19 protein-coding genes are annotated in these 21,781 nt (G+C 73.4%); 13 read left to right on the top strand and 6 right to left on the bottom strand.

What is annotated here, in order from left to right; genetic code table 11:
• The first annotated feature begins 294 nt into the window (after window positions 1-294).
• Window positions 295-957 (top strand): HNH endonuclease family protein, encoded by a 663-nt coding sequence (locus tag IOD16_RS03440; RefSeq protein ID WP_201438855.1) that lies wholly within the window; start codon window positions 295-297, stop codon window positions 955-957.
• A 160-nt stretch (window positions 958-1,117) separates the two neighbouring features.
• Here the strand turns inward: IOD16_RS03440 and IOD16_RS03435 are convergent, their stop codons facing one another.
• Window positions 1,118-1,909: a hypothetical protein gene (locus tag IOD16_RS03435; RefSeq protein ID WP_201438854.1), complete on the bottom strand. Its 792-nt coding sequence runs from the start codon at window positions 1,907-1,909 to the stop codon at window positions 1,118-1,120.
• Window positions 1,910-2,058: 149 nt separating this feature from the next.
• On the opposite strand from IOD16_RS03435, the gene IOD16_RS03430 reads away from it, so the two are divergent.
• Together IOD16_RS03430 and IOD16_RS03425 are read left to right on the top strand one after the other, a co-directional pair.
• A complete protein-coding gene (locus tag IOD16_RS03430; protein ID WP_201438853.1) occupies window positions 2,059-3,546 on the top strand; it encodes a CYTH and CHAD domain-containing protein in 1,488 nt (495 codons plus the stop codon).
• An 87-nt stretch (window positions 3,547-3,633) separates the two neighbouring features.
• Window positions 3,634-5,220, top strand: a complete 1,587-nt coding sequence (locus IOD16_RS03425; RefSeq protein ID WP_201438852.1) for a beta-N-acetylhexosaminidase — start codon at window positions 3,634-3,636, stop codon at window positions 5,218-5,220.
• A 37-nt stretch (window positions 5,221-5,257) separates the two neighbouring features.
• Here the strand turns inward: IOD16_RS03425 and IOD16_RS03420 are convergent, their stop codons facing one another.
• Window positions 5,258-6,565: an aldehyde dehydrogenase family protein gene (locus IOD16_RS03420; RefSeq protein ID WP_201438851.1), complete on the bottom strand. Its 1,308-nt coding sequence runs from the start codon at window positions 6,563-6,565 to the stop codon at window positions 5,258-5,260.
• Window positions 6,566-6,700: 135 nt separating this feature from the next.
• On the opposite strand from IOD16_RS03420, the gene IOD16_RS03415 reads away from it, so the two are divergent.
• From IOD16_RS03415 to IOD16_RS03395, 5 genes are read left to right on the top strand one after another with little or no spacing between them, the layout of a single operon-like run.
• Complete coding sequence (locus IOD16_RS03415; RefSeq protein WP_201438850.1) at window positions 6,701-8,113, top strand: GAF domain-containing protein; 1,413 nt, start codon at window positions 6,701-6,703, stop codon at window positions 8,111-8,113.
• A 5-nt stretch (window positions 8,114-8,118) separates the two neighbouring features.
• Window positions 8,119-8,718: a DUF402 domain-containing protein gene (locus tag IOD16_RS03410; protein ID WP_123743725.1), complete on the top strand. Its 600-nt coding sequence runs from the start codon at window positions 8,119-8,121 to the stop codon at window positions 8,716-8,718.
• Complete coding sequence (locus IOD16_RS03405) at window positions 8,715-9,329, top strand: uridine kinase (RefSeq protein ID WP_201438849.1); 615 nt, start codon at window positions 8,715-8,717, stop codon at window positions 9,327-9,329. The genes IOD16_RS03410 and IOD16_RS03405 overlap by 4 nt, the downstream gene beginning before the upstream one ends.
• 20 nt (window positions 9,330-9,349) lie before the next feature.
• The gene (locus tag IOD16_RS03400; protein ID WP_201438848.1) at window positions 9,350-9,625 is read left to right on the top strand and encodes a DUF6412 domain-containing protein; all 276 of its coding nucleotides are present in this window, start codon (window positions 9,350-9,352) and stop codon (window positions 9,623-9,625) included.
• A 40-nt stretch (window positions 9,626-9,665) separates the two neighbouring features.
• Window positions 9,666-10,334: a YidC/Oxa1 family membrane protein insertase gene (locus IOD16_RS03395; RefSeq protein ID WP_201438847.1), complete on the top strand. Its 669-nt coding sequence runs from the start codon at window positions 9,666-9,668 to the stop codon at window positions 10,332-10,334.
• Here IOD16_RS03395 and IOD16_RS03390 read toward each other — a convergent pair.
• A complete protein-coding gene (locus IOD16_RS03390; RefSeq protein ID WP_236594726.1) occupies window positions 10,243-11,277 on the bottom strand; it encodes a fatty acid desaturase family protein in 1,035 nt (344 codons plus the stop codon). The genes IOD16_RS03395 and IOD16_RS03390 overlap by 92 nt on opposite strands.
• A 32-nt stretch (window positions 11,278-11,309) precedes the next feature.
• Complete coding sequence (locus IOD16_RS03385) at window positions 11,310-12,851, bottom strand: PucR family transcriptional regulator (RefSeq protein WP_201438846.1); 1,542 nt, start codon at window positions 12,849-12,851, stop codon at window positions 11,310-11,312.
• 115 nt (window positions 12,852-12,966) lie between these two features.
• Between IOD16_RS03385 and pruA the strand changes: the two genes are divergently transcribed.
• Together pruA and IOD16_RS03375 are read left to right on the top strand one after the other, a co-directional pair.
• Window positions 12,967-14,592 (top strand): L-glutamate gamma-semialdehyde dehydrogenase, encoded by a 1,626-nt coding sequence (gene pruA, locus IOD16_RS03380; RefSeq protein ID WP_201438845.1) that lies wholly within the window; start codon window positions 12,967-12,969, stop codon window positions 14,590-14,592.
• Window positions 14,593-14,594: 2 nt separating this feature from the next.
• Entirely contained in the window at window positions 14,595-15,518 is a 924-nt protein-coding gene (locus tag IOD16_RS03375) for a proline dehydrogenase family protein (protein ID WP_201438844.1), read from the top strand.
• Here IOD16_RS03375 and IOD16_RS03370 read toward each other — a convergent pair.
• Complete coding sequence (locus IOD16_RS03370; protein ID WP_201438843.1) at window positions 15,498-16,802, bottom strand: ATP-binding protein; 1,305 nt, start codon at window positions 16,800-16,802, stop codon at window positions 15,498-15,500. The two genes, IOD16_RS03375 and IOD16_RS03370, sit on opposite strands and share 21 nt — an antisense overlap.
• A 97-nt stretch (window positions 16,803-16,899) precedes the next feature.
• On the opposite strand from IOD16_RS03370, the gene IOD16_RS03365 reads away from it, so the two are divergent.
• The 3 genes from IOD16_RS03365 (at window position 16,900) to IOD16_RS03355 (ending at window position 20,817) form a co-directional block, all read left to right on the top strand.
• Window positions 16,900-18,573 carry a bifunctional 3'-5' exonuclease/DNA polymerase gene (locus IOD16_RS03365; RefSeq protein WP_201438842.1) on the top strand — a complete coding sequence of 558 codons (1,674 nt, stop codon included), beginning with the start codon at window positions 16,900-16,902 and terminating at the stop codon, window positions 18,571-18,573.
• Between the two features lie 114 nt (window positions 18,574-18,687).
• A complete protein-coding gene (locus IOD16_RS03360) occupies window positions 18,688-20,088 on the top strand; it encodes a carbohydrate-binding protein (protein WP_123743735.1) in 1,401 nt (466 codons plus the stop codon).
• Between the two features lie 60 nt (window positions 20,089-20,148).
• Window positions 20,149-20,817, top strand: a complete 669-nt coding sequence (locus IOD16_RS03355; RefSeq protein WP_236594725.1) for an AraC family transcriptional regulator — start codon at window positions 20,149-20,151, stop codon at window positions 20,815-20,817.
• Here the strand turns inward: IOD16_RS03355 and IOD16_RS03350 are convergent.
• The gene (locus IOD16_RS03350) at window positions 20,799-21,662 is read right to left on the bottom strand and encodes a hypothetical protein (protein WP_201438841.1); all 864 of its coding nucleotides are present in this window, start codon (window positions 21,660-21,662) and stop codon (window positions 20,799-20,801) included. The genes IOD16_RS03355 and IOD16_RS03350 overlap by 19 nt on opposite strands.
• Window positions 21,663-21,781: the final 119 nt, after the last annotated feature.

The raw sequence follows: 21,781 nt of genomic DNA, 5'->3' as shown, positions 1-21,781 counted from the left end.
CGTGGGCGGCCGGAGCGTGCTGACGCCCGGGGCCGGGATCGGTGTGACGGCCTGGAACTCGTGCTCCGGACGTCGTCGCGGATCTCCAGGTCGAGCACACCGGAGTCGTTGCGCGCCAGCACTTCCGCCCGGCGGGCGGGCCGCACGGTACCGAGCGGTTCGCGCGACGCTGCCCTGGCGAGGTCGGTCGAACTCGTCGAACGACTGTCGAGGACGGCGCGCGGTTCGGGATTATTCCGGACGATTTCGGCCCCGGTGTTCCGATCGGCGCGATCATCGCTGATCATTGGGTGCATGAGCGGCAAGCGGTCGACAGCGGTCATCAGCGGTGTCCTGGCGCTCCTCCTGGTCGCCACCGGTTGCGGCACCGACATCCTCACCCCGAACACCCCGACCACCGCGCCGGTGCCGACGGGCCCCGCCGCGCCCGGCGACGACCCGGCGGCGCAGCTCGCGGCGTTGACCGTGGCGCCCGAGGGGAAGATGACGGGCTACAGCCGCGACCGGTTCCCGCACTGGAGCAGCCAGGGCGACGGGTGCGACACGCGCGACGTGGTGCTGCAGCGCCAGGGCGCGGACGTGCAGACCGGCGCCGGCTGCAAGATCACGGGCGGGACGTGGACCAGCGTCTACGACGGCAAGGTCGTGACCGACGCGGGCGACCTCGACATCGACCACACGGTGGCGTTGGCCGAGGCGTGGCGTTCGGGCGCGGACAAGTGGACCGACGAGCAGCGGGAGAAGTTCGCCAACGACATGGGCGGGTTGCAGCTGATCGCGGTGACGGCGAGCAGCAACCGGTCCAAGGGCGACCAGGACGCGGCCAAGTGGAAGCCGCCGGTGCAGACCTACTGGTGCACCTACGCGCGGGCGGTGGTGTCGGTGAAGACGCTGTACGGGCTGACCGTGGACGAGGCGGAGCGCGACGCGTTGGGCGCGATGCTCAAGACCTGCTGACCGCGCGGTGATGCCGCACAGCGGTTCCGGTGTCGCCGGGTCCTGCCGGGGTTGACGCTTCGCAGGGGTCCCGCCCGGGGGATCCCCGGTTTTGATCCTGCCACAGGGGACCGACACAACCGCGGCGGCGAAGGCTGGTTGTGGACAACTCGCGGAGGGTTCAGGGGCGCAGGGATTCCAGCTGGTCCACGATGTCGGTGTGCGCCTCGGCCCGGCGGACCCAGGCGGCGAAGCCGGAGGTGGCGGAGGGGATCTCCCCCAGCGGTGAGATCGGGTCCACCACGCCGTACTCGAGGCGGTAGGCGACCAGGGCCACGGCGGCCTCGACCCAGCGGGACGGGTCCGGGGTGGTGATCTCGCCCAGGCCGACGCGGAACCACAGCGGCAGGCGCGTGTCGGCGGCCAGGGCGCGGGTCAGGCGGCGGCGGGCGATGTCCAGGACTTCCTGGCGGGCCTTGTCCCCCGCCACGACGGCCTCCGCGCGCCACGGCTCCTCGGCGGCGAGCCGGTCGGCGGACAGCCGGTGGGAGGCGGCCCGCGCGCCCGCTTCCTGCGCGTTGACCCGCCACTCCAGGTTCTGCACCTCGTGCTGCAGCGCGTCGCGCTCGAAGCGCGGCATGCGACCGGTCGAGAGCTTGGCCAGCCCGGCGTCCCGCTGCTGCGCCAGCGACTCGTACTCGGCGACCTCGGCGTTCAGGTCGGCGCGGACGGAGTCGGCCAGCAGCTCCTGCTCGGCGTCCCACGCGGCGCGCAGCGCGTTCACCGTGTCGGCGATGCCCTCGGTCGAGTCGAGGTCCTCGTCCGGGCCCGAACCGGCGCCGGACAGCCTGCGTTCGAGCACGTGCAGGCGTTCGCTCACCCGGTTGAGCTCGGCCGTCAGCGCCTGGGTGGTGGCGACGAGATCAGCGACGGTCGGCTCGACCTCGTCGAGCCGTTCCTTCTCAGTGGGCACGCCGACCAGCCAACCGCACGGGAACGCCGTGTCCAGGGACGAAACCGGAAAACCACGCGTACGGGCCGACACAAACCCCCGGCATGGTTAACGGTCGATCACGCACCGTGATCAGCTTGAACCGGGCTCAAACGGTGTATGCCTGATGCATGTCGACGTCGGTGCACGAGACGGAACGCAAGTACGAGGCCCCCGGCGGCACGGCGCTGCCGGACCTGTCCGGCCTGCCCGGCGTGGCGGCCGTGGCCGGGCCGGAGGAACAACGCCTGGAGGCGGTCTACTACGACACCTCCGACCTGCGGCTCGCCCGGGCCGGGCTGACGTTGCGCCGCCGCACGGGCGGTGACGACGCGGGCTGGCACCTGAAGCTGCCGGCCGGCGTGGACACGCGCGAGGAGGTGCGGTTGCCGCCCGGCCGCGCGGCCAAGCACCCGCCCAAGCAGCTCGGCTCGCTGGTCCAGGTGCACGCGCGCGGCCGCGAGCTGGCGCCGGTGGCGCGCATCCAGACCACGCGGCAGCGCCGGCAGCTCGTGGACGACAAGGGCCGCCTGCTCGTCGAGGTGGTCGAGGACCTGGTCTCCGGGCAGTCCCTGGCGGACGACTCGTCGGTCGACTCGTGGCGCGAGATCGAGGTCGAGCTGGGTGAACGCGGTGACGTCGCGCTGCTGGACCGGGTCGAGGCGCGGTTGGCGGACGCGGGCATCACCCGGTCCTGGTCGTCGGCGAAGCTGGGCCGCCTGCTGGCCGACCGGATCGCCACCACCACGCCGCCGCCGGCGACCTCCGGGGACTCCGCCGGCGACGTGGTGCTCGCGTACCTGCGGGAGCAGGCCGACGCGTTGAAGCTCCAGGACCCGCGGGTGCGCCGGGGCGAGGACGACGCCGTGCACCAGATGCGGGTGGCGACGCGTCGGATGCGCAGCGCGCTCCAGGCGTTCGGCACGATCGTGGAACGCGACGACACGCGTGAGCTGACCGACGAGCTGAAGTGGCTGGCGGGCGTGCTCGGCGAGGCCCGTGACCTCGAGGTGCTGCGGACCCGGTTCGCCGACCACGTCGCCGCGCTCGACGAGGACCTGGTGCTCGGCCCGGTGCGCGCCCAGCTCACCCGGCACTTCGCGCCGTTGGAGGCCGCCGCGCACGAGGCGGCGGTGGCGGCGCTGGACAGCGGGCGGTACTTCGCCCTGCTGGACGCGGTCGACGCGCTGGTCGCCGCGCCGCCGTTCACGCCGACGGCGCGGGCCAAGGCCACGAAGGTGCTGCCGGACCTGGTCGACAAGACCTACCGCAGGTTGGCGAAGCGGGCCGAGAGCGCGCACGACGACATCCAGCTGCACGAAGCGCGCAAGGCGGCCAAACGGCTGCGGTACGCGGTGGAGGTGTCCGAGCCGCGGTTCGGCAAGCGGGCCGCGAAGTACCGCAAGGAGGTCAAGGCGGTGCAGGAGCTGCTCGGCGAGCACCAGGACGGCGTGGTGGCCCGGCCGGTGCTGCGGGAGCTGGGCGCGAAGGCGCAGCTCGACGGGGAGAACGGCTTCACCTTCGGCCTGCTGCACGGCTTGGAGACGGCGGCGGCGCAGCGACTGGAGGACCGGTTCCCCGCCGTGTGGCGTGGTCTGGGCAAGCCGAAGCTGCGGTGATTGGTCTGGACCTTGACACTTCCTGGTGCGGCTGAAACGGTGGCCTGAGCCGCCGCTCGGTGATCCACGCCGGCCAGGAGGACGTCAGTGCTTCTCACAGAAGGCGCCGGACGGCGCGGGTTCGGTCGAGTGCTCGTCGCGCTGCTGTTCGTCGGCGCGGTCGGCGCGGCGGTTCCCGCCCACGCAGCTCCGGAGACGCCGTTGCAGCACATCGTGCCCGCTCCCGTCACTGTCACACCGCGACCGGGCGTGACGTTCACGCTCAGCGCGGACACCAGGATCTACACCCACCCCGGCTCCGACGCCGCCGAGCAGGTCGGCGAGTACCTCGCCGGCGTGCTGCGCCCGTCGACGGGCTACCGCCTGCCCGTGGTGCCCGGCGCGTCCGGCCGGCACATCTCGCTGCTGCTCGTCGGCGCGGACGCCGTCGTCGGCGCGGAGGGCTACCAGCTCGACGTGACGCGGCGTGGCGTGCTGATCCGGGCGCGCACCGCGGCCGGGCTGTTCGCGGGCGTGCAGACGTTCCGGCAGCTCCTGCCCGCGAAGGTGGAGGCCAAGACCAGGCAGCGCGGACCGTGGACGGCGCCCGGCGGCCGGGTGCTGGACTACCCGCGCTACGCCCACCGGGGCGCGATGCTCGACGTGGCCCGGCACTTCTTCTCCGTCGACGAGGTCAAGCGGTACGTCGACCAGATCGCGCTCTACAAGGTCAACCGGCTGCACCTGCACCTGACCGACGACCAGGGCTGGCGGCTGGAGATCAAGAGCTGGCCCAACCTGACCGCGCACGGCGGCAGCACGGAGGTCGGCGGCGGTCCCGGCGGCTTCTACACGCAGGAGCAGTACCGGGACCTCGTGGCCTACGCCGCCGCACGGCACATCACGGTGATCCCGGAGATCGACCTGCCGGGCCACACCAACGCCGCGCTGTCGTCGTACCCGGAGCTGAACTGCGACGGCGTCGCGCCGCCGCTCTACACCGGCATCGAGGTCGGCTTCAGCTCCCTGTGCATCGACAAGGACATCACCTACCGCTTCGTGGACGACGTGCTGCGCGAGGTGGCCGCGTTGACGCCGGGCGAGTACCTGCACATCGGCGGCGACGAGGCGCACGCCACCACCGACCCGGACTTCGACCGGTTCATGGACCAAGTGCTGCCGCTGGTCGCCAAGCACGGCAAGACCGCGACCGGGTGGCACGAGTTCGTGAAGGCCGGGCCGCCCGCGTCGGCGGTGCCGCAGTTCTGGGGCACGAAGACGGTCGCGCCGGACATGGTGGAGGCCGCCGCGCGGGGCAGCGAGATCGTGCTGTCGCCCGCGACCAAGGCGTACCTGGACATGAAGTACGACGCGAACACCAAGCTCGGGTTGAGCTGGGCCGGGTACACCGACGTGCAGGACGCGTACGACTGGAACCCCGGCGCGTACGTCGAGGGCCTGCCGGCCGACGCGGTGCGCGGCGTCGAGGCGCCGCTGTGGAGCGAGACCATCACGAACACCGCCGACCTGGAGCACCTGGCGTTCCCGCGCCTGCCCGCCATCGCGGAGCTGGGCTGGTCGCCGTGGTCGACGCACGACTGGGACCGGTTCAAGGTCCGGCTGGCGGCGCAGGCCGACCAGTGGGACGTGATGGGCGTGAACTACTACCCGTCGCCGCAGGTGCCCTGGAAGTAGCGCCCTGCCCGGGGGAGGCGGCCCGGCGCCGCCTCCCTCACCAGGGTTGCTCCGCCAGGAGGGTCTTGGTCTGCTGGTAGTGCCCGATCGCGGCGCGGTCGCCGGGGTCGGGCCGGCACGAGTTCAGCCACACGCGGCGCGCGTTGACCCGCCGGGCGACCCGGTCGGCCACGCCGGCGTCCCGGGACCAGACGCCCGCGCCGACGCCGCGCGTGCCCTCGTTCGCCGCCTTCACCGCGTCGTCGACGTCGTCGAACCTCGCCAGCGACACGACCGGGCCGCGCACGTCGCGGTCGGGGCACGTGCGGCCCTCGATGACGGTCGGCAGGACGTAGTACCCGCCGGACAGCTCGCCGCCGAGGTCCGCGCGCTCGCCGCCGAGGACGATCCGGGCGCCTTCCCGCTCGGCGGCGCGGACGTGCGCCAGGAACTCGGCCACGTGCTCGTGGCTGCTCAACGCGCCGATGGTGGTCGCGGTGTCCAGCGGGTGGCCCGGCCGGACCGCCGCGACGCGCTCGGTGACGTCGGCGAGGACCCGGTCGTGCGCCGGGCTCTGCACCAGCGCCTGCCCGAGGGCGAAGGTCGTGAAGCCCCGCAACGCCCGGTCGTAGAACGCGTCGCGCCGCGCGGCCACGTCGGCGAAGAAGACGTGCGGGTGCCGGTCGGGCTCCGACGGCCCGCTGGTGAGCCCGTTCACGACGTTGACCACGCCGGGTGGCAGCAGGTCGGCGATCAGGCCGACCAGCACGTGGATCGACGCCGGGGTCTGCTCGGCGGGCTTGAGCACCACGGCGTTGCCCGCGGCCAGCGCCGGCGCGAGCGCTCCCGCCGCGGCGAGCAGCGGCCGGCGCCACGGGACGACCTGGCCGACGACGCCGATCGGCTCCGGGAAGTGGTGCGCCACCAGGTTCCCGCCGAGGTTCGTGATGCCGCCCGCCTGGGCTCTGACCACGCCGGCGAAGTAGCGGAAGTGGTCCACCGCCGAGGGCAGGTCGACGGCCAGCGCCTTGCCGACCGGCGTGCCGCTCTCCCACGCCTCGGCCACGGCGAGGGCGTCGAGGTGGTCCTCCACCCGGTCCGCGATCTCGTTGAGCACGGTCGCGCGTTCGGCGGGTGACGTGCGGCCCCACCGGCGGGAGGCGCCGTGGGCGGCGTCCAGCGCCCGGTCCAGGTCCTCGGCGGCGCCCCGGGCGACCTCGGTGAACACCTCGCCGGTGACGGGGCTGCGGTCCGCGAAGTAGCCGCCCCCGGCCGGCGGCGCGTACTCGCCGCCGATGAAGTGGTCGTACCGGTCCCGGTACGACACCACGCTGCCCTGCGCGCCCGGCGCCGCGTACCTCGCCATGTCCCGCCTCCTCGCGTTGGTCGTGCGGCAGCAGCGTCGGGCGCGCGACGTTGCAGTCGCGTTGCACCCGAACGGAGCAGCGATCGGCTTGCCGCGACCGACGCGGGCGGGTCATCCTGGTCGGGGGAGGCGCCCATGCAACCGGACCCGCGTCGGCTCGCGCACGCGCGCGAAGCGGTGTTGAGCGGGGAGCAGGCGCGCGGCGCCCGTGAGCTGATCGTGGCGTCGTGGCGGCGGTCGCTGGCCGCGCGGGTCGACCCGGACCGGCACGAGCCGCCCGTGGTGCTCGACCCGGCCGAGGTGGTCGACCGGCGCGGCGCGCACCCGATCGCGGCGGCGTTGCCGGTGCTGCGGGAGACGCTGCTGGGCATCGCCGACGAGGCGCAGCACGTCATGATCATCACCGACGCGGACGGCACCATCCTGTGGTGCGAGGGCGCGAACTCGGTGCGCGGCCTGGCCGAACGGGTGCGGCTGAGCGAGGGCGCGAGCTGGGCCGAGGACGCGATCGGCACGAACGCGATGGGCACCGCGCTCGCGGTGGGCGCGCCGGTGACCGTGCACTCCGCCGAGCACCTGGTGCGGACCTACCACGGGTGGACGTGCGCGGCGAGCCCCGTGCGCGACCCGGACACCGGCCGCACGATCGGCGTGGTGGACGTGAGCGGGCCGTTGAGCAGCACGCACCCGGCGCTGGTGGCGCTCGTGTCCGCCGCCGCGCGGTTGGCGGAGAGCCAGTTGCAGGTGCGGCTGGCGACCCGGGACGAGCGGCTGCGGTCGGTGAACATGCGGCACCTGATCGGGCTGCGCGGCGAGCCCGGCGCGCTGCTCAGCCCGAGCGGGCGGGTGCTGGCCGCCGAGCCGCACGGCCTGCTGACGGCGCACGTGGACGTGACCGGCGAGACCGTGCGGCTGGCCGATGGGCGGGAAGCGCTCCTGGAGCCGTTGGACGAGGGGTACCTGCTCCGGGTGCCACGACCGGGCGCCCGAAGACCCGTGCTGTCGCTGCGGTTCCTGGGTGACCCGAAGGGGTCGCTGGACGGTCGGGCGTTGCCGCTGTCGCTGCGGCACGCGGAGTTGTTGACGGCGCTCGCGCTGCACCCGCGCGGGCTGACGGCCGAGCGGTTGGCGCTGCACCTGTACGGCGAGCGCGGCAACCCGACGACCGTGCGGGCCGAGCTGCACCGGCTGCGCGCCCAGCTGGGCGGGGTGCTGCTGACCAGGCCGTACCGGCTGTCGGCGGACGTGCGCGGCGACTTCCTGGCGGTGCGCGACGCGATCCGCGCCGGTGACGTCGGGACCGCCGCGGCGGCCTACCGGGGCGAGCTGCTCCCCCGGTCCGAGGCGCCGGTGGTGCGCGAGGAGCGCGAGGACCTGGCGGTGGCGGTGCGCGGCGGCGTGCTGGAGCGGGGCGACGTCGAGGCGCTGTGGGCGTTCGGCCTGGTGGCGGAGGACGCGGCCGTGCTGGACCGCCTGGTCCGCCTGCTGCCGCGCACGGACCCCCGCCGCGAGGTGGCGGCGACCAGGCTGAGACGGGCATTAGCCTGATCGACATGGGGTACTTCCAGCCGGGGGACGTGGCGTTGCGCCGCGAGGTGCTGCACGGCAAGCCGTGGGCGGTGACGCCGACCCGGGTGGTGGCGGACGGCCCCGACCTGCTCGTCGTGTTCACCGCGCCGGACACCGAGTTCGGCTTCTACCCGCACCCCCGGACCCACCACTGGCAGGAGCTCGGCCGCACGCGCTGGACCGGCATCGGCAAGCTCCAGCTGCACCGGCCCGGCGACGCCTACTCGGTCGACCTGTACTGGCAGGGCGGGCAACGCCGGTTCGCGGGCTTCTACCTCAACCTCCAGGCCCCGTTCCGCCGCACCGCGCTCGGCTTCGACACGCTCGACCACGCGCTGGACTTCTGGGCGCCGGTCGACGGCGACTGGCGGGAGCTGGACCGCGACGAGTTCGAGGAGATGGTCGCCGACGGCAAGTACGACGCCGCCGAGGCCGAGGGGATCCGGCGCACCGCCGAGGAGGTCGGGGCGATGCTGACCGCCGGCACGACCTGGTGGGACCCGGCGTGGGGGTCGTGGGAGCCGGACCCGGGCTGGCCGGTCCCGGTGCTGCCCGCCGGCTGGGAGGACCACCCGCTGCCGTGAAGGTCGTCCCGCTCTCACCGCAGACCCTCGTGGACGAGCTGGTCGGGCGGATCGACGCGGTGCCGCGCACGTCGTGGGCGCGCGTGCTGCTCGACGGCGCCCCGCCGACCAGGCCGGGCGAGCTGGCGGACGCCCTGGTGGAGCCGCTGCGCGCGCTGGGACGCCCGGTGCTGCGGGTGTCGGCGTGGGACTTCCTGCGGCCCGCGTCCGTGCGGCTGGAGTTCGGGCACGAGGACCCCGACTCGTTCCGCGACTCGTGGCTGGACGTGGGCGGCCTGGTCCGCGAGGTGCTGGAGCCGCTCGACCCCGGCGGGTCGGGGCGGGTGCTGCCGGCGTTGTGGAACGCGGCCACGGACCGGGCGCACCGGGCCGGGTACGTGACGCTCGGCGCGGGCGGCGTGCTGCTGCTGGACGGCACGATGCTGTTGGACAAGTGGCTGCCCGCCGAGCTGACCGTGCACCTGTGGCTGTCGGCGGGGGCGCTGGCCCGGCAGTCGGCCGACGAGTGGCGGTGGACGCTGCCCGCCTACGCCTCCTACGAGCCCCAGGCCGATGTGACGGTGCGCTACGACCACCCCGCGCGGCCCGCGCTCGTGGGTAAGGTGGACTGAGATCAGGGGGAGGTGACGGCATGGACAGGCTGCGACTGCTGACGGCGCTGTACCTGCCCGCTCTCTACGCCCTCACCCTGATCGGCACGCCCACCGAGGTGCTGGCCGCCGTGACGGCCGTGGCCCTGGTCGTGCTGCTGCTCACCGCCACGCCGGTGGTGCGGGCCGCGCCCGCGTGGGTGCGGTCGCTGTCGATCCGCGAGAAGTCACTGCGCGCCGCGTTCCTGCGGCTGCGCGACCCCGACGCGGCGGGCCGTCCCCGTCCTCGAGCACCGGGACTGGGCCTCAGCTCCTGAGGTCCCGCGGTTCCCCTTGCTCTGAGAACGGAGTTCTCCCTTGTTCCACGCCCTGGGCTCAGCCCTGGCCGCGTTCGCCACGCCCGCCCTGGCCATCGTCGCCTTCACCGCCGTCGTGCGGCTGCTCGTGCACCCGCTCAGCCGTGCCGCCGTGCGCGGCGAGAAAGCCCGCGCCGCGCTGGCGCCCGAAGTCCGCGAGCTGACCGCCAAGTACGGCAAGGACCGGGTGAAGCTCCAGGAGAAGACCCTGGAGCTCTACCGGTCCAACGGCACGTCGATGCTCGCCGGCTGCCTGCCCGCGCTGGTGCAGGCGCCGTTCTTCATGGTGATGTACCGGCTGGTCACCACACCGAACCCGCTGCTGGACGGCACGCTGCTCGGCGTGCCCCTGGGCACGCACTGGTTCGGCGCCTGGGCGCACACGCCGGTGTTCCTGGCGCTGTTCGCCCTGCTCGCCGGCATCGCCTTCGCGACGTCACGGTGGCAGGCGGCGGTCGCCCGGAAGACCGGCGGGCCGCAGCCGCCGTTCGCGGCACTGCTGCGGCTCCTGCCGTTCGGGACCGTGCTGATCGCCGCCGTGCTGCCCCTGGCGGCCGGCATCTACCTGGTGACGACCACTACCTGGACCCTGCTGGAGCGAGCGTTCCTGTACCGCGCAGTTCAGCTCCCGCCTCGTGCAGGTACTTCAGCACGTACCCGTACGACGTGAACAGGCCGCACTCGGCGTAGGACACCGACTGCCGGTGGCAGAAGTCGCGGACCAGCGCCTGCGCCTTGCGCAGGTGCGGTCGCGGCATGCTCGGGAACAGGTGGTGCTCGATCTGGTAGTTCAGGCCGCCCAGCAGGAAGTCGGTGAACCAGCCGCCGGTGACGTTGCGGGAGGTCAGCACCTGCTTGCGCAGGAAGTCGAGCTGGTGGCCGGCCTGGAGCACCGGCATGCCCTTGTGGTTGGGCGCGAAGGAGATGCCCATGTAGACGCCGAACAGGCCCTGGTGCACCGCGATGAACGCGATCGCCTTCCCCGGGGACATCAGCAGGAACACGCCACCCACGTAGACCACGGCGTGCACGGCCAGCATCGCCAGTTCCAGCTTCCAGCTCTTGACCTCGCGGCGGGCCGCGGCGGCGGCGCTGATGACGTGCAGGCTGAAGCCTTCGAGCAGCAGCAGCGGGAAGAACAGGTACGCCTGGCGCTTGACGACCCAGCGGAAGAAGCCCTGCTTGCGGGCCGCCTGCTCGGCGCTGAACGCGAGGACGGCGATGTCGACGTCCGGGTCCTCGTCTTCGTGGTTGGGGTTGGCGTGATGCTTGCTGTGCTTGCTCATCCACCAGCCGTAGCCGACCCCGACGAGCAGGTTGCCCAGCACGAAGCCCATCGCCTGGTTCCGCTTGTTGTCGGCGAACACCTGCCGGTGGCCGGCGTCGTGGCCGAGGAACGCGATCTGGGTGTAGACGACGGCGAGCACGGCGGCGGGCACGAGCTGCCACCACGAGTCGCCGATCAGCGCCATCGCCACCACGGTGAGGGCGAACGCGGCGATCACTCCGACCAGGAAAGCGATGTAGAAACCGGTGCGCCGGTCCAGCAGACCCTGCTGCTTGACCAGCCTGGACAATTCAGCGAAGTCGCTGCCGCGGGCTTGGGTGCTCACTCCCGGAGGGTACGGCGCTGCGGAGCCCTGGTTCAGCCCAGCCTGAGTTGCAGCTGGGCGAACAACCGGAGCAACGGGTCGTCCAGGTCGAATCCGCCGAGCTCCGCCGCACGTCGGAGGCGGTATCGGAGAGTGTTGGGGTGAACGTGCAGGTGCGCGGCTGCGCGTTTCACATCACCGAATTCGTCCAAGTAGACCAAAAGTGAACGGGCCAGTTCCCCATCGAGCGCCGCGAGTCGCGGATCGCGGATGCGCGGGTGGTCGGCCAAGAGCGCGAGCGTTTCACTGATCAACACCCGGGACCGGACGTCTTCGAGCGTCGCCACGTCGGCGTCGAGGTCGCGCGACATCGCGTCGAGCACCCGGTCGGCCTCGTCGCGGGAGAGCATCACCTCGTCCACCGTCGGCACCGTGGAGCCGACCGCCCCCTGCACCCGCAGGCCCATGTGCCTGCGCGCGGCGGCCACGATCTCCTTGGTCAACGTCAGCAGCGGCGCCTTCGGCGGCAGGTCGGTGAGCAGGGCGTACGTGCGACCGCTCTGCCAGCTGACGAGCGCGCTGCGCCGGTACGCGGCGGCGTGCACGGAGATCAGGCTGGTCATCTCGGCCCGGCGCAGCTCGTGCTGGGTGCGGTCGGCGTGCTCCTGCCCGCGCAGCGCGAAGACGACGACGGCGGCGGGCTTGTCCGGGTCCGCGCCGATCTGCTCGGCGATCGCCTCGGCGTCCATCCGGCCGTCGAGCAGCGACGCGAGCAGGTTCTCGCGGAACGCGGCGGCCGGCTCGCGCTGCTGGACCAGGTGCAGGGCGGTGACGCGGGCCGCGCCGAGCAGGGCGCGTTCGGCCTGCTCGGTCAGCGGCGCGCCGCCCTCCTGCACCCAGATCGTGCCCAGCGGCTGCGCGCCCGCGTGGATGCCGACGGCGATGCGGCGGCGGATGCCCAGCTCGGGGCGCTCGTCGATGCGGACGACCTCCTCGCCGGAGCGCAGGCGCTGGTAGACGCCCCACTCGCGGAGCATCTTCAGGTACGGCTCCGGCCCCTGGCGGCCGAGGATGGACAGCCGGCGCAGCTCGTCGACCTCGTCGGTGGAGCGGGAGTAGGCCAGCACGCGGCTGGCGGTGTCCTCGATGCTGACGATGCCGCCGGTCAGCGAGGCGATGGTCTGGGCCAGGCCGAACAGGTCGCCGAGCACTTCGCCCGCGCCCGCGTCGGCCGTCACGCGGGCGTTGCGCACGACGCCCCGGGCCAGCGCTTCGAGGTGTTCCCAGCGGACCTCGGGCCGCACGGCCAGCAGCGCCACGCCCGCGTCCGCCGCCGCCTGCCGCAGCACCGTCGACGGCGTGTCCACCTTGACCGCGACCGCCGCCGCTCCCCCGGCGCCGGCGGCCCGGACCAGCGACGACGCCGCCCGACCCCGGGCGCCGATGACCAGCGCGAGGTCCCCGGGCCGCACGTCGGGCGTGTCGTCCGGGTCGAGGATGACCACGTCGAGGACGTCGGCCTCCAGCCCGTGCGGCGCGACCTGCACCTCGACCAGCGGATCGCCGAGCGCGATCAGGACCTGCCGCAAGCTCATCTCTTTGTCCAGTTCCACAACGAGGGATGGCCAAGCCTAGACGTGCGGACAACGGGTCGCATGGTTGGAAGTCCTACCGTTGGGACAACCCAACCTCGTGGCGAAGGAGCTGCTTGTGGATGCCGTGACCTCGGTCCCCGCACCGGTGAACGAGCCCGTCCTCGGCTACGCCCCCGGCACCCCGGAGCGCGCGCAGCTGCAGGCGAAGCTGGCCGAGCTGGTCAAGGAGCCCGCCGAGCTGACCCTCACCATCGGCGGCGAGCAGCGGGTCGGCGGCGGCGAGCGCTTCGACGTCGTGCAGCCCCACAACCACCGCGCCGTCCTGGGCACCCTGCACGGCGCCACCCGGCAGGACACCCGCGACGCCATCGCCGCCGCGAAGGAAGCCGCGCCGCAGTGGCGCGCCATGTCCTACGACGACCGCGCCGCGATCCTGCTGCGTGCCGCCGACCTGCTCGCGACGAAGTGGCGGGCCACGCTCAACGCGGCCACCATGCTCGGCCAGTCGAAGACCGCGATCCAGGCCGAGATCGACGCCGCGTGCGAGCTGATCGACTTCTGGCGCTTCAACGTCTCCTTCGGCCGGCAGCTCCTCGCCGAGCAGCCGCAGTCGTCCACCGGCGTGTGGAACCGCACGGACCACCGCCCCCTGGAGGGCTTCGTCTACGCGATCACGCCGTTCAACTTCACCGCCATCGCGGGCAACCTGCCCACCGCGCCCGCCCTGATGGGCAACGTGGTGCTGTGGAAGCCGTCGCCGACGCAGAGCTTCGCCGCGCACCTCACCATGCGGCTGCTCGAAGAGGCCGGGATGCCGCCGGGCGTGATCAACCTGCTGCCCGGTGACGGCCTGGCCGTGTCCGAGGTGGCGCTGGCCGACCCGGACCTCGCGGGCATCCACTTCACCGGGTCCACCCGCACGTTCCAGCACCTGTGGGGCCAGGTGGGCGCGAACATCGCGAACTACCGCTCCTACCCGCGCGTCGTCGGCGAGACCGGCGGCAAGGACTTCGTGCTCGCGCACCCGTCCGCCGACGTCGACGTGCTGCGCACCGCGCTCGTCCGCGGCGCGTTCGAGTACCAGGGCCAGAAGTGCTCGGCCGCGTCCCGCGCCTACGTCCCGCGCTCGGTGTGGAACCGGGTGAAGGACGACTTCCTGGCCGACGTCGAGTCGTTGACCATGGGCGACGTCACGGACCTGTCGAACTTCATGGGCGCGGTCATCGACCGGCGGTCGTTCGACAAGCTGTCCGGGGTGCTGGAGGCCGCGCACGCGGACGACCAGCTGGAAGTCGTCGCGGGCGGCACGGCGGACGACTCCGAGGGCTTCTTCGTGCGACCGACCGTGCTGCTGGGCACCAACCCCGAGCACGAGGTGTTCACCACCGAGTACTTCGGGCCGGTCCTGGCGGTCCACGTGTTCGAGGACTCCGACTACGACACCGTGCTCAAGCAGATGGAGAGCGCCGCGCCGTACGCCCTGACCGGCGCGATCATCGCGCGCGACCGGGCCGCCATCGCGCACGCGCAGCGGGAGCTGCGGTTCGCCGCGGGCAACTTCTACGTCAACGACAAGCCGACCGGCGCGGTCGTCGGCCAGCAGCCGTTCGGCGGCGGCCGCGCGTCGGGCACGAACGATAAGGCGGGCTCGGTGCACAACCTGCTGCGCTGGGTGAGCCCGCGGTCCATCAAGGAGACGTTCGCGGCTCCTACCTCCTACCGCTACCCGCACCAGGGGTGATCATGCTCCGCTCCGCGCTGCTCGCCGCCTCGCGCTCCGGCGCCGTCCGCGAGCTGGTCGAACGCACGCCGCTGACCCGGCCGGTCGTCAAGCGCTTCATCTCCGGCGACGACGTGGCCGCGGCCGTCGCCACCACCGGCGAGGTGGTCGCCGACGGCCGCTACGTCACGCTGGACCACCTCGGCGAGGACACGCGTGACGCGGCGCAGGCCACGGCCACCGTCGAGGCGTACCTGGACCTGCTGCGCAAACTGGAGCTCGCCGGGCACACCGAGCGGGCCGAGGTGTCGGTGAAGCTGTCCGCGGTGGGCCAGTTCCTGCCCGTCGACGGCGAGAAGGTCGCGTTGGAGAACGCCCGGCGCATCTGCTCGGCGGCGGGCGCGGTCGGCACCACGGTGACCCTCGACATGGAGGACCACACCACGACCGACTCGACCCTCGGCATCCTGCGCGAGCTGCGGGTGGACTTCCCGTGGGTCGGCGCGGTGCTCCAGGCGTACCTGAAGCGGACCGAGCAGGACTGCCTGGACCTGGCGCACGCCGGGTCGCGCGTGCGGCTGTGCAAGGGCGCGTACCGGGAGCCCGCTTCGGTGGCGTTCCAGGACAAGACCGACGTCGACCGGTCCTACGTGCGGTGCCTGAAGGCGTTGATGGCGGGCGAGGGCTACCCGATGGTCGCCTCGCACGACCCGCGGCTGATCGCGATCGCGGGCGAGCTGGCCAAGGACCGGTCGCCGGACACCTACGAGTACCAGATGCTGTACGGCATCCGGCCCGACGAGCAGCGCCGCATCGCCGCCGCGGGCAACCGCATGCGCGTCTACGTGCCGTACGGCGACCAGTGGTACGGCTACTTCATGCGGCGGCTGGCGGAGCGCCCGGCGAACGTGGCGTTCTTCCTCCGCTCACTGGTCACCACGGGCTAGCCCGATCCGCTGGTCGGTGACCTTCGCCAGGTCCACCCGGAACAGCTTCGGGTGGGCCTCGGCCAGGTCGCGGTAGAGGTCGGCGGCCTCGTCCAAGGCGGCCAACGCCTCGGCCCGGCGGCCGAGCGCGGCGCGGCGCCTGCCCAGCTGGTCGAGCGCCCGCGCCAGCTGCGGCGCGCAGTCGCGGTCCTCGGCGGCGACGACCCGGCACAGCGCGGCGGCTTCCTCGGCCGCGGTCAGGGCGTCCTCCAACCGGCCCGCGGCGATGTGCCGCAGGCTCAGGTCGGCCAACGCGTCGGCCAGCGCGGGGCGGTGCTCGGCCGGGTCCTCGGCGGCCGCCTCGCGGTACAGGGCCACCTCCTGGCAGGCCGCTTCGACGGCCTCCTCGCGCAGCGAAGCGAGGGCCGCGCGGGCGGCCAGCAGGCCGTGCAGCTCGGCCTGCTCCAGCCTGGTCCCGGCTTCGCGCGCGAGGGTCCGGGTGAGGATCGCGGGCAGCGGGTCGCCGTGGAAGCGGGGGTCGTCGAAGACGCGGCGGGCCACGGCCCTGGCCGGCGCGGGCCACTCGGCGAGGATCCGCAGGGTGGCGCCGGTGGCCGTGTCCGCGAGCTCCGGGTGCGCGGTGAACAGCTCCTCGGCGCGGCGGCGGGCGTGCGGCAGGCGTTCGGCGGCGCGCAGCAGCAGCTCCAGGGCCTCCGGTGTGCGGTCGGGCGTGATCCGCTCGTCCAGCAGCGTGACGGCCAGCGCGTCCTCCGCGAGCCGGCCGCGGGTCGGCGCCGGCTCGACGGGTGAGCCGTGCACCGCGACGAGGGCGGCCAGGTGCAGGTCGTGCAACGTCGGCGCGTCCGGCGGGGTCGTGGTCGGGATCGGCAGGCCCAGGGCGTAGGCGAAGTGGGCGCACGCGGTCGCGAAGGACGTCTCGTGCTCGTCCGGGCGGGCGGTGACCGCGAGGTCCGCGGCGCGGTAGCCGAGGTCGGCGGCCCGTTGCCGGTGGGCGGACCACCACCAGCCCGCGGTCCGGGAGATCAGCAGCACGCGGGGTTCCCGCAGGTCGAGGTGGGTGGCGAGGTCGGCGTCGTCGACCACCGAGACGCCGGAGTCCGCCGCGAAGTGCCGCGCCAACCGGGTCTTGCCGACGCCCGCCGGACCGTGCAGGAGCAGCACGGAGCGGGCCTCGTCGCCCTCCCGCCACCGCGCCAGCTCGGCCAGCTCGTCCACGCGCCCGTGGAACGGCACCACCTCGTACCGGGGGTCCAGCAGCTCGACGGGCGACAGGGTGCGGTCCACCGGCACATCCTGCTCCCCGCCTCCCGCCACGATCAGGTGACCGCCGGCAGGGGTCCGACGTCCGGGGTTGTCGGGGGCGCCTTGCAGAATCAGCGGCGTGCTCATCGCCCTGGTGTCGGACGGAGAGAACGCGGGCCGGTTCCGCGTGCTCTCCGACGCCGGGGCGCCCGAGGGGCCGGTGGTGGCGACGGCGGACCTGGCGGCGGCGGTGGCCGGGCTGGAGGAGCGGCACCGACCCCGGTGGCTGTGGGCGGAGACGGCGGAGGTCTACCCCGACCTGCTGGCCCGCGGGGTGCGCGTCGAGCGGTGCCAGGACCTGGTGCACGTCGAGTACCTGCTGCTGGCCTACCAGGGGCGGCACGGCGAGCCGCGCGGGTTGGGCGCGGCGATCGCCCGGCTGCGCGGGCTGCCCGTGCCGCACGACCAGGGGCCGCGCAAGCGCGACACCCAGCCGACCCTGTTCGAGCCCGAGCAGCAGCGGCTGCCCGGCGATGTCGACCCGCTCGACGCGGTGGTCGCGGTGCACGTCGAGCAGCAGCGGCTGGCCGCCACGCTCGCGCACGCCGACCGGTTGAGGCTGCTGTTCGCGGCCGAGTCGGCCAGCGCGCTGGCCGCCGCCGAGATGACGCACTTCGGCCTGCCGTGGCGGGTGGACGTGCACGAGAAGCTGCTGGTGGACACCCTCGGCCCGCGGCCGGCCGCCGGCGTGCGCCCGGCCAGGCTCGCCGAGCTGGCCGACCGGATCACGGCGGCGTTCGGCGGCAAGCAGGTCAACCCCGACCACCCGCCGGGCATCGTGCGCGCGTTCGCCCGGGAGGGCATCGACGTGCCGTCGGCCCGCGCGTGGGTGCTCAAGGGCGTCGACCACCCGGCCGTGGAGCCGTTGCTGGAGTACAAGGAACTGGCCCGGCTGTGGGTGGCGCACGGCTGGACGTGGCTGGACGCCTGGGTGGCGGACGGGCGGTTCCGGCCGGACTACGTGGTCGGCGGCGTGGTGTCCGGGCGGTGGGCGACGCGGGGCGGGGCGGCGTTGCAGATCCCGCGCACCCTGCGCACGGCGGTGCGCGCCGACCCGGGGTGGAAGCTGGTGGCGGCCGACGCGGCGCAGCTGGAGCCGCGCGTGCTGGCGGCGCTGTCGAACGACCACGAGTTCACCGAGGTGTCCTCGGACGACGACCTCTACACGGCGTTGGCCGCGGAGGCGTTCGACGGCGACCGGGGCAAGGCGAAGCTCGCCATGCTGTCCGCGATGTACGGCGGCACGGGCGGCAACGCGGCTCCGGCGATGGCGGTGCTGCGCCGCCGCTTCCCCGACGCGGTCGGGTACGTGGAGGCCGCCGCGCTGGCGGGCGAGCAGGGTCGGATGGTCCGGTCCCGGCTGGGCCGCACGAGCCCGCCGCCGTCGGCCGCGTGGCACGAGACGACCGGCAACGCCGACGACGGCGAGGACGCGGTGCGGCAGTCGCGGCGGGCGGCGCGCGACTGGGGCCGGTTCACCCGCAACTTCGTGGTGCAGGCCAGCGCGGCGGACTGGACGGCGGCGCTGCTCGGCGTGCTGCGGCGGCGGCTGCGGCAGTCGGCGCCGGGCGCGCACCTGGTGTTCTTCCAGCACGACGAGGTGCTGGTGCACTGCCGGGCGGAGCAGGCCGAGGTGGTGTGCGCGGAGGTGACCGCGTCGGGCGAGGAGGCGTCACGGCTGGTGTTCGGCGCGACACCCGTCCGCTTCCCGCTCAAAGCCGTGCCCGTCGACTCCTACGCCGACGCGAAGTAGCGGCATTGGGCCGATCGGACTCTTGAACGATCATCGTGAGAGCGCTCTCATGGGCGTAGACAGTGTGCTGTCTCGTGCCGAACGATCGGAACAGTGACAAGGAGGTCACCGCTCATGGAGTTCAGCCGGAGCCGACGACGACGGGTCCTCGCGACCGCCGCCGCCCTGATCACCGCCGTGCCGCTCGCGATCGTCGCGACCATGTCGGCCAACGCGTCCGTGCCGTCCACGCCCGCGGGCTGGACGCTCCAGTGGAGCGACGACTTCAACGGCAGCGCGAACACGCTGCCGTCGTCCTCGAACTGGATCTTCGACACCGGTTACGGCTACCCCGGCGGCCCCGGCAACTGGGGCACCGGCGAGATCCAGAACTACACGACCAGCACGAACAACATCAAGCTCGACGGCTCGGGCAACCTGCGCATCACCGCGCTGCGCGACGGCTCGGGCGGCTGGACGTCGTCCCGCATCGAGACCCAGCGGTCGAACTTCCGGCCGCCGTCGGGCGGCAAGCTGGCCATCGAGGGCCGCATCCAGATGCCCAACGTCACCGGCCAGGCCGCCCTCGGCTACTGGCCCGCGTTCTGGGCGCTGGGCTCGCCCTACCGCGGCAACTACTGGAACTGGCCCGCCATCGGCGAGTTCGACATCATGGAGAACGTCAACGGCATCAACTCCGTGTGGGGCGTGCTGCACTGCGGCGTGAACCCCGGCGGGCCGTGCAACGAGACCACCGGCATCGGCAACAGCCGCGCCTGCCCCGGCTCGTCGTGCCAGTCGGCGTTCCACACCTACCGGTTCGAGTGGGACGAGAGCTCCTCGCCCAAGGCGTTCCGCTGGTACGTCGACGGCCAGCAGTTCCACAGCGTCACCCAGAGCCAGCTGGACGCGACCACGTGGAACAACATGACCAGCCACGCGGGGTACTTCATCCTGCTGAACCTGGCCATCGGCGGCGCGTTCCCCAACGCCATCGCGGGCTTCGGCACACCCACCTCGGCGACCGCGTCCGGCCACTCGCTGCTGGTGGACTACGTGGCGGTGTGGACCTCCGGCAGCGGCACCACCCCGCCGACCACGACCACCACCACCAACCCGCCCGGCGGCAGCGGGTGGGACGCGTACAGCGACATCCAGGCCGAACAGGCCACGACGCGCTCCGGCGGCGCCGTCGAGTCGGCGGACGGCGGGCAGTCGGTGACGCAGCTGCGCAACGGCGACTCGCTGCGGTTCTCCGGCGTCCGGTTCGGCTCCCGGACGGCCACGCAGTTCGTCGCACGGGCCGCGTCCGGCGTGTCGGGCGGCGCCAGCGGCCTGGTCGAGGTGCGGCTGGACAGCCCGACCGCGACACCCGTCGGCAGCTTCGCCATCGCCAACACCGGCGGCTGGCAGAGCTACCGCACCATCCCGGCGAACATCGCCGGGATCACCGGGACGCACGACGTGTACATCACGTTCACCAGCGGGCAGCCCTCGCCGTACGTGAGCGTGAACTGGATCCGCTTCGGCACGTGAGCGGCCCGTGGCGGGCCGCGCGTCCCTCCTCCGGCGCGGCCCGCCACTACCATCGGCGACGTGTACGCGGAACGCCCGTTCCCCGGTCTGGCCTGCGTGTGGCGCCGGACCACCACGACGACCGCCGCCGGCCTGGTCGTCCCGGACGGGTGCACCGACATCATCTACTCGGCGGGCACGGGCGAGGTGTTCGTGGCCGGCCCCGACACGGTCGGGCACGTGACGCGGACCGGTCCGGGCACGTTGTTCGGCGTCCGGTTCGGCCCCGGCGTGGGTCCGGCGGCGTTCGGCGTGCCCGGGGTGGAGCTGCGCGACCAGCGCGTCCCGCTGTCGCAGCTGTGGGGGTCGTCGGCCCGCTTGGACGACGCCCTCGGCGAGGCCGAGGACCCGTGCGACGTGCTGGCGTCGGCCGCCCTGGCCCGGCTGCGGGAGACACCGCCGGACCCCCTGGTCGACGTCATCGCGTCGTCCTCGGGGAACGTCGGCGACCTGGCCCGGTCGCTGGGGCTCAGCGCCCGCCAGCTGCACCGGCGCAGCCTCGCCGCGTTCGGCTACGGCCCGAAGGTGCTGCACCGCGTGCTGCGCTTCGACCGCGCGGTCGGGCTGGCGTGGCAGGGCGTGCCGTTCGCCGACATCGCCCACCGCACCGGGTACGCCGACCAGGCGCACCTGTCACGCGAGGTGCGCGACCTGGCGGGCGTGCCGCTGGGTCAGCTGATCCGGTCGTAGGCGCGCAACGCCAGCAGCGCCGTGATCGTCACGACGGGTCGCCACTCGTAGGTCGTCACGGGCGTCCACGCGGCCCACGGGAACGTCCACCCGCCGTCGTCCTGCTGCCGGGCCGCGAGCGCGTCGAGGTCCGTCCCGAGCTCGTCGTCGCCGAACCACCTGCGGGCCAGGCTGCCCGGGGTCGGCGCGTAGTCGTGCGGCTTGTGCGTCTCGCCCTCCGCGTACCCCTCGTGCGCCCTGCCGTCCCCCAGGTCGACCAACCCCTGCTCGCGCACCAGGCCCCCGAGCCGCTCCGCCTCCCGTTCCGCCCACGGCCGGTCGGGCACGTGGTCGAGGAAGCGGACGCAGGCAGCCGCCTCGTACGGGTGGGTCTTCGTCAGCCCGGTGACGCGCCGCCGGCAGAACTCCGTGGCGCGGTCCAGCCACGCGTGCCCGACGCCCATCTTGTGCAGCACACCCGCCAGCAGGGCCGTGACCAGCAGGTCGCTGTCGCCGGACGGCTGCCACCACGGCGCCCTCAGGTCCGCGCGGCCGGTGTCCACGCAGTTCGGCACGCCGCCGTCCGCGTTGGTGATCGTGGTCAGGAAGTCGCACGCGGACCCGGCGTGCTCGGTCACGCCGACCTCGTCGAGCAGCGCCAACGCGGTGTAGGTCGCCAGGGGCTGGCTGTCGGGCCCACGCCCGTCGGGCTCCAGGGCGTGCCCGAAACCGCCGTCGTCGTTGCGGTAGGCCAGCACCGCCGCCGCGACCGCCTCCCCCGGCCCGTCGTCGAACAGGTGCAGGAACCGGCGCTGCTCGAGGACCCGCGCGTTGAGCCAGATGAAGGAACGTGCTGCTTCGATCATGACACCGACGGTAGGCCCGCCGAGGTCCCGCCGTCTTGAACGGATCGGACGTCCATCCCCCACCCGGAGTAACCGTCCCGATCGCTCCTTCGTGGCCGAGGCCCTGTGCCATCATCACT

The organism is Saccharothrix sp. 6-C, from assembly GCF_016695385.1.
Lineage (GTDB): Bacteria > Actinomycetota > Actinomycetes > Mycobacteriales > Pseudonocardiaceae > Actinosynnema > Actinosynnema texasense.
Note: the sequence above shows the minus strand (reverse complement) of the source record. Positions and strands in the feature narration are given on the sequence as shown.

What these genes read in the sequence shown, in the direction of transcription:
- IOD16_RS03430 (WP_201438853.1), top strand. Translation starts at nt 2,059, where the DNA reads ATGTCGACGTCGGTGCACGAGACGGAACGCAAGTACGAGGCCCCCGGC.
- IOD16_RS03410 (WP_123743725.1), top strand. Translation starts at nt 8,119, where the DNA reads ATGGGGTACTTCCAGCCGGGGGACGTGGCGTTGCGCCGCGAGGTGCTG.
- IOD16_RS03350 (WP_201438841.1), bottom strand. Translation starts at nt 21,662, where the DNA reads ATGATCGAAGCAGCACGTTCCTTCATCTGGCTCAACGCGCGGGTCCTC.
- IOD16_RS03400 (WP_201438848.1), top strand. Translation starts at nt 9,350, where the DNA reads ATGGACAGGCTGCGACTGCTGACGGCGCTGTACCTGCCCGCTCTCTAC.
- IOD16_RS03375 (WP_201438844.1), top strand. Translation starts at nt 14,595, where the DNA reads ATGCTCCGCTCCGCGCTGCTCGCCGCCTCGCGCTCCGGCGCCGTCCGC.
- IOD16_RS03420 (WP_201438851.1), bottom strand. Translation starts at nt 6,565, where the DNA reads ATGGCGAGGTACGCGGCGCCGGGCGCGCAGGGCAGCGTGGTGTCGTAC.
- IOD16_RS03385 (WP_201438846.1), bottom strand. Translation starts at nt 12,851, where the DNA reads ATGAGCTTGCGGCAGGTCCTGATCGCGCTCGGCGATCCGCTGGTCGAG.
- IOD16_RS03360 (WP_123743735.1), top strand. Translation starts at nt 18,688, where the DNA reads ATGGAGTTCAGCCGGAGCCGACGACGACGGGTCCTCGCGACCGCCGCC.
- IOD16_RS03440 (WP_201438855.1), top strand. Translation starts at nt 295, where the DNA reads ATGAGCGGCAAGCGGTCGACAGCGGTCATCAGCGGTGTCCTGGCGCTC.
- IOD16_RS03415 (WP_201438850.1), top strand. Translation starts at nt 6,701, where the DNA reads ATGCAACCGGACCCGCGTCGGCTCGCGCACGCGCGCGAAGCGGTGTTG.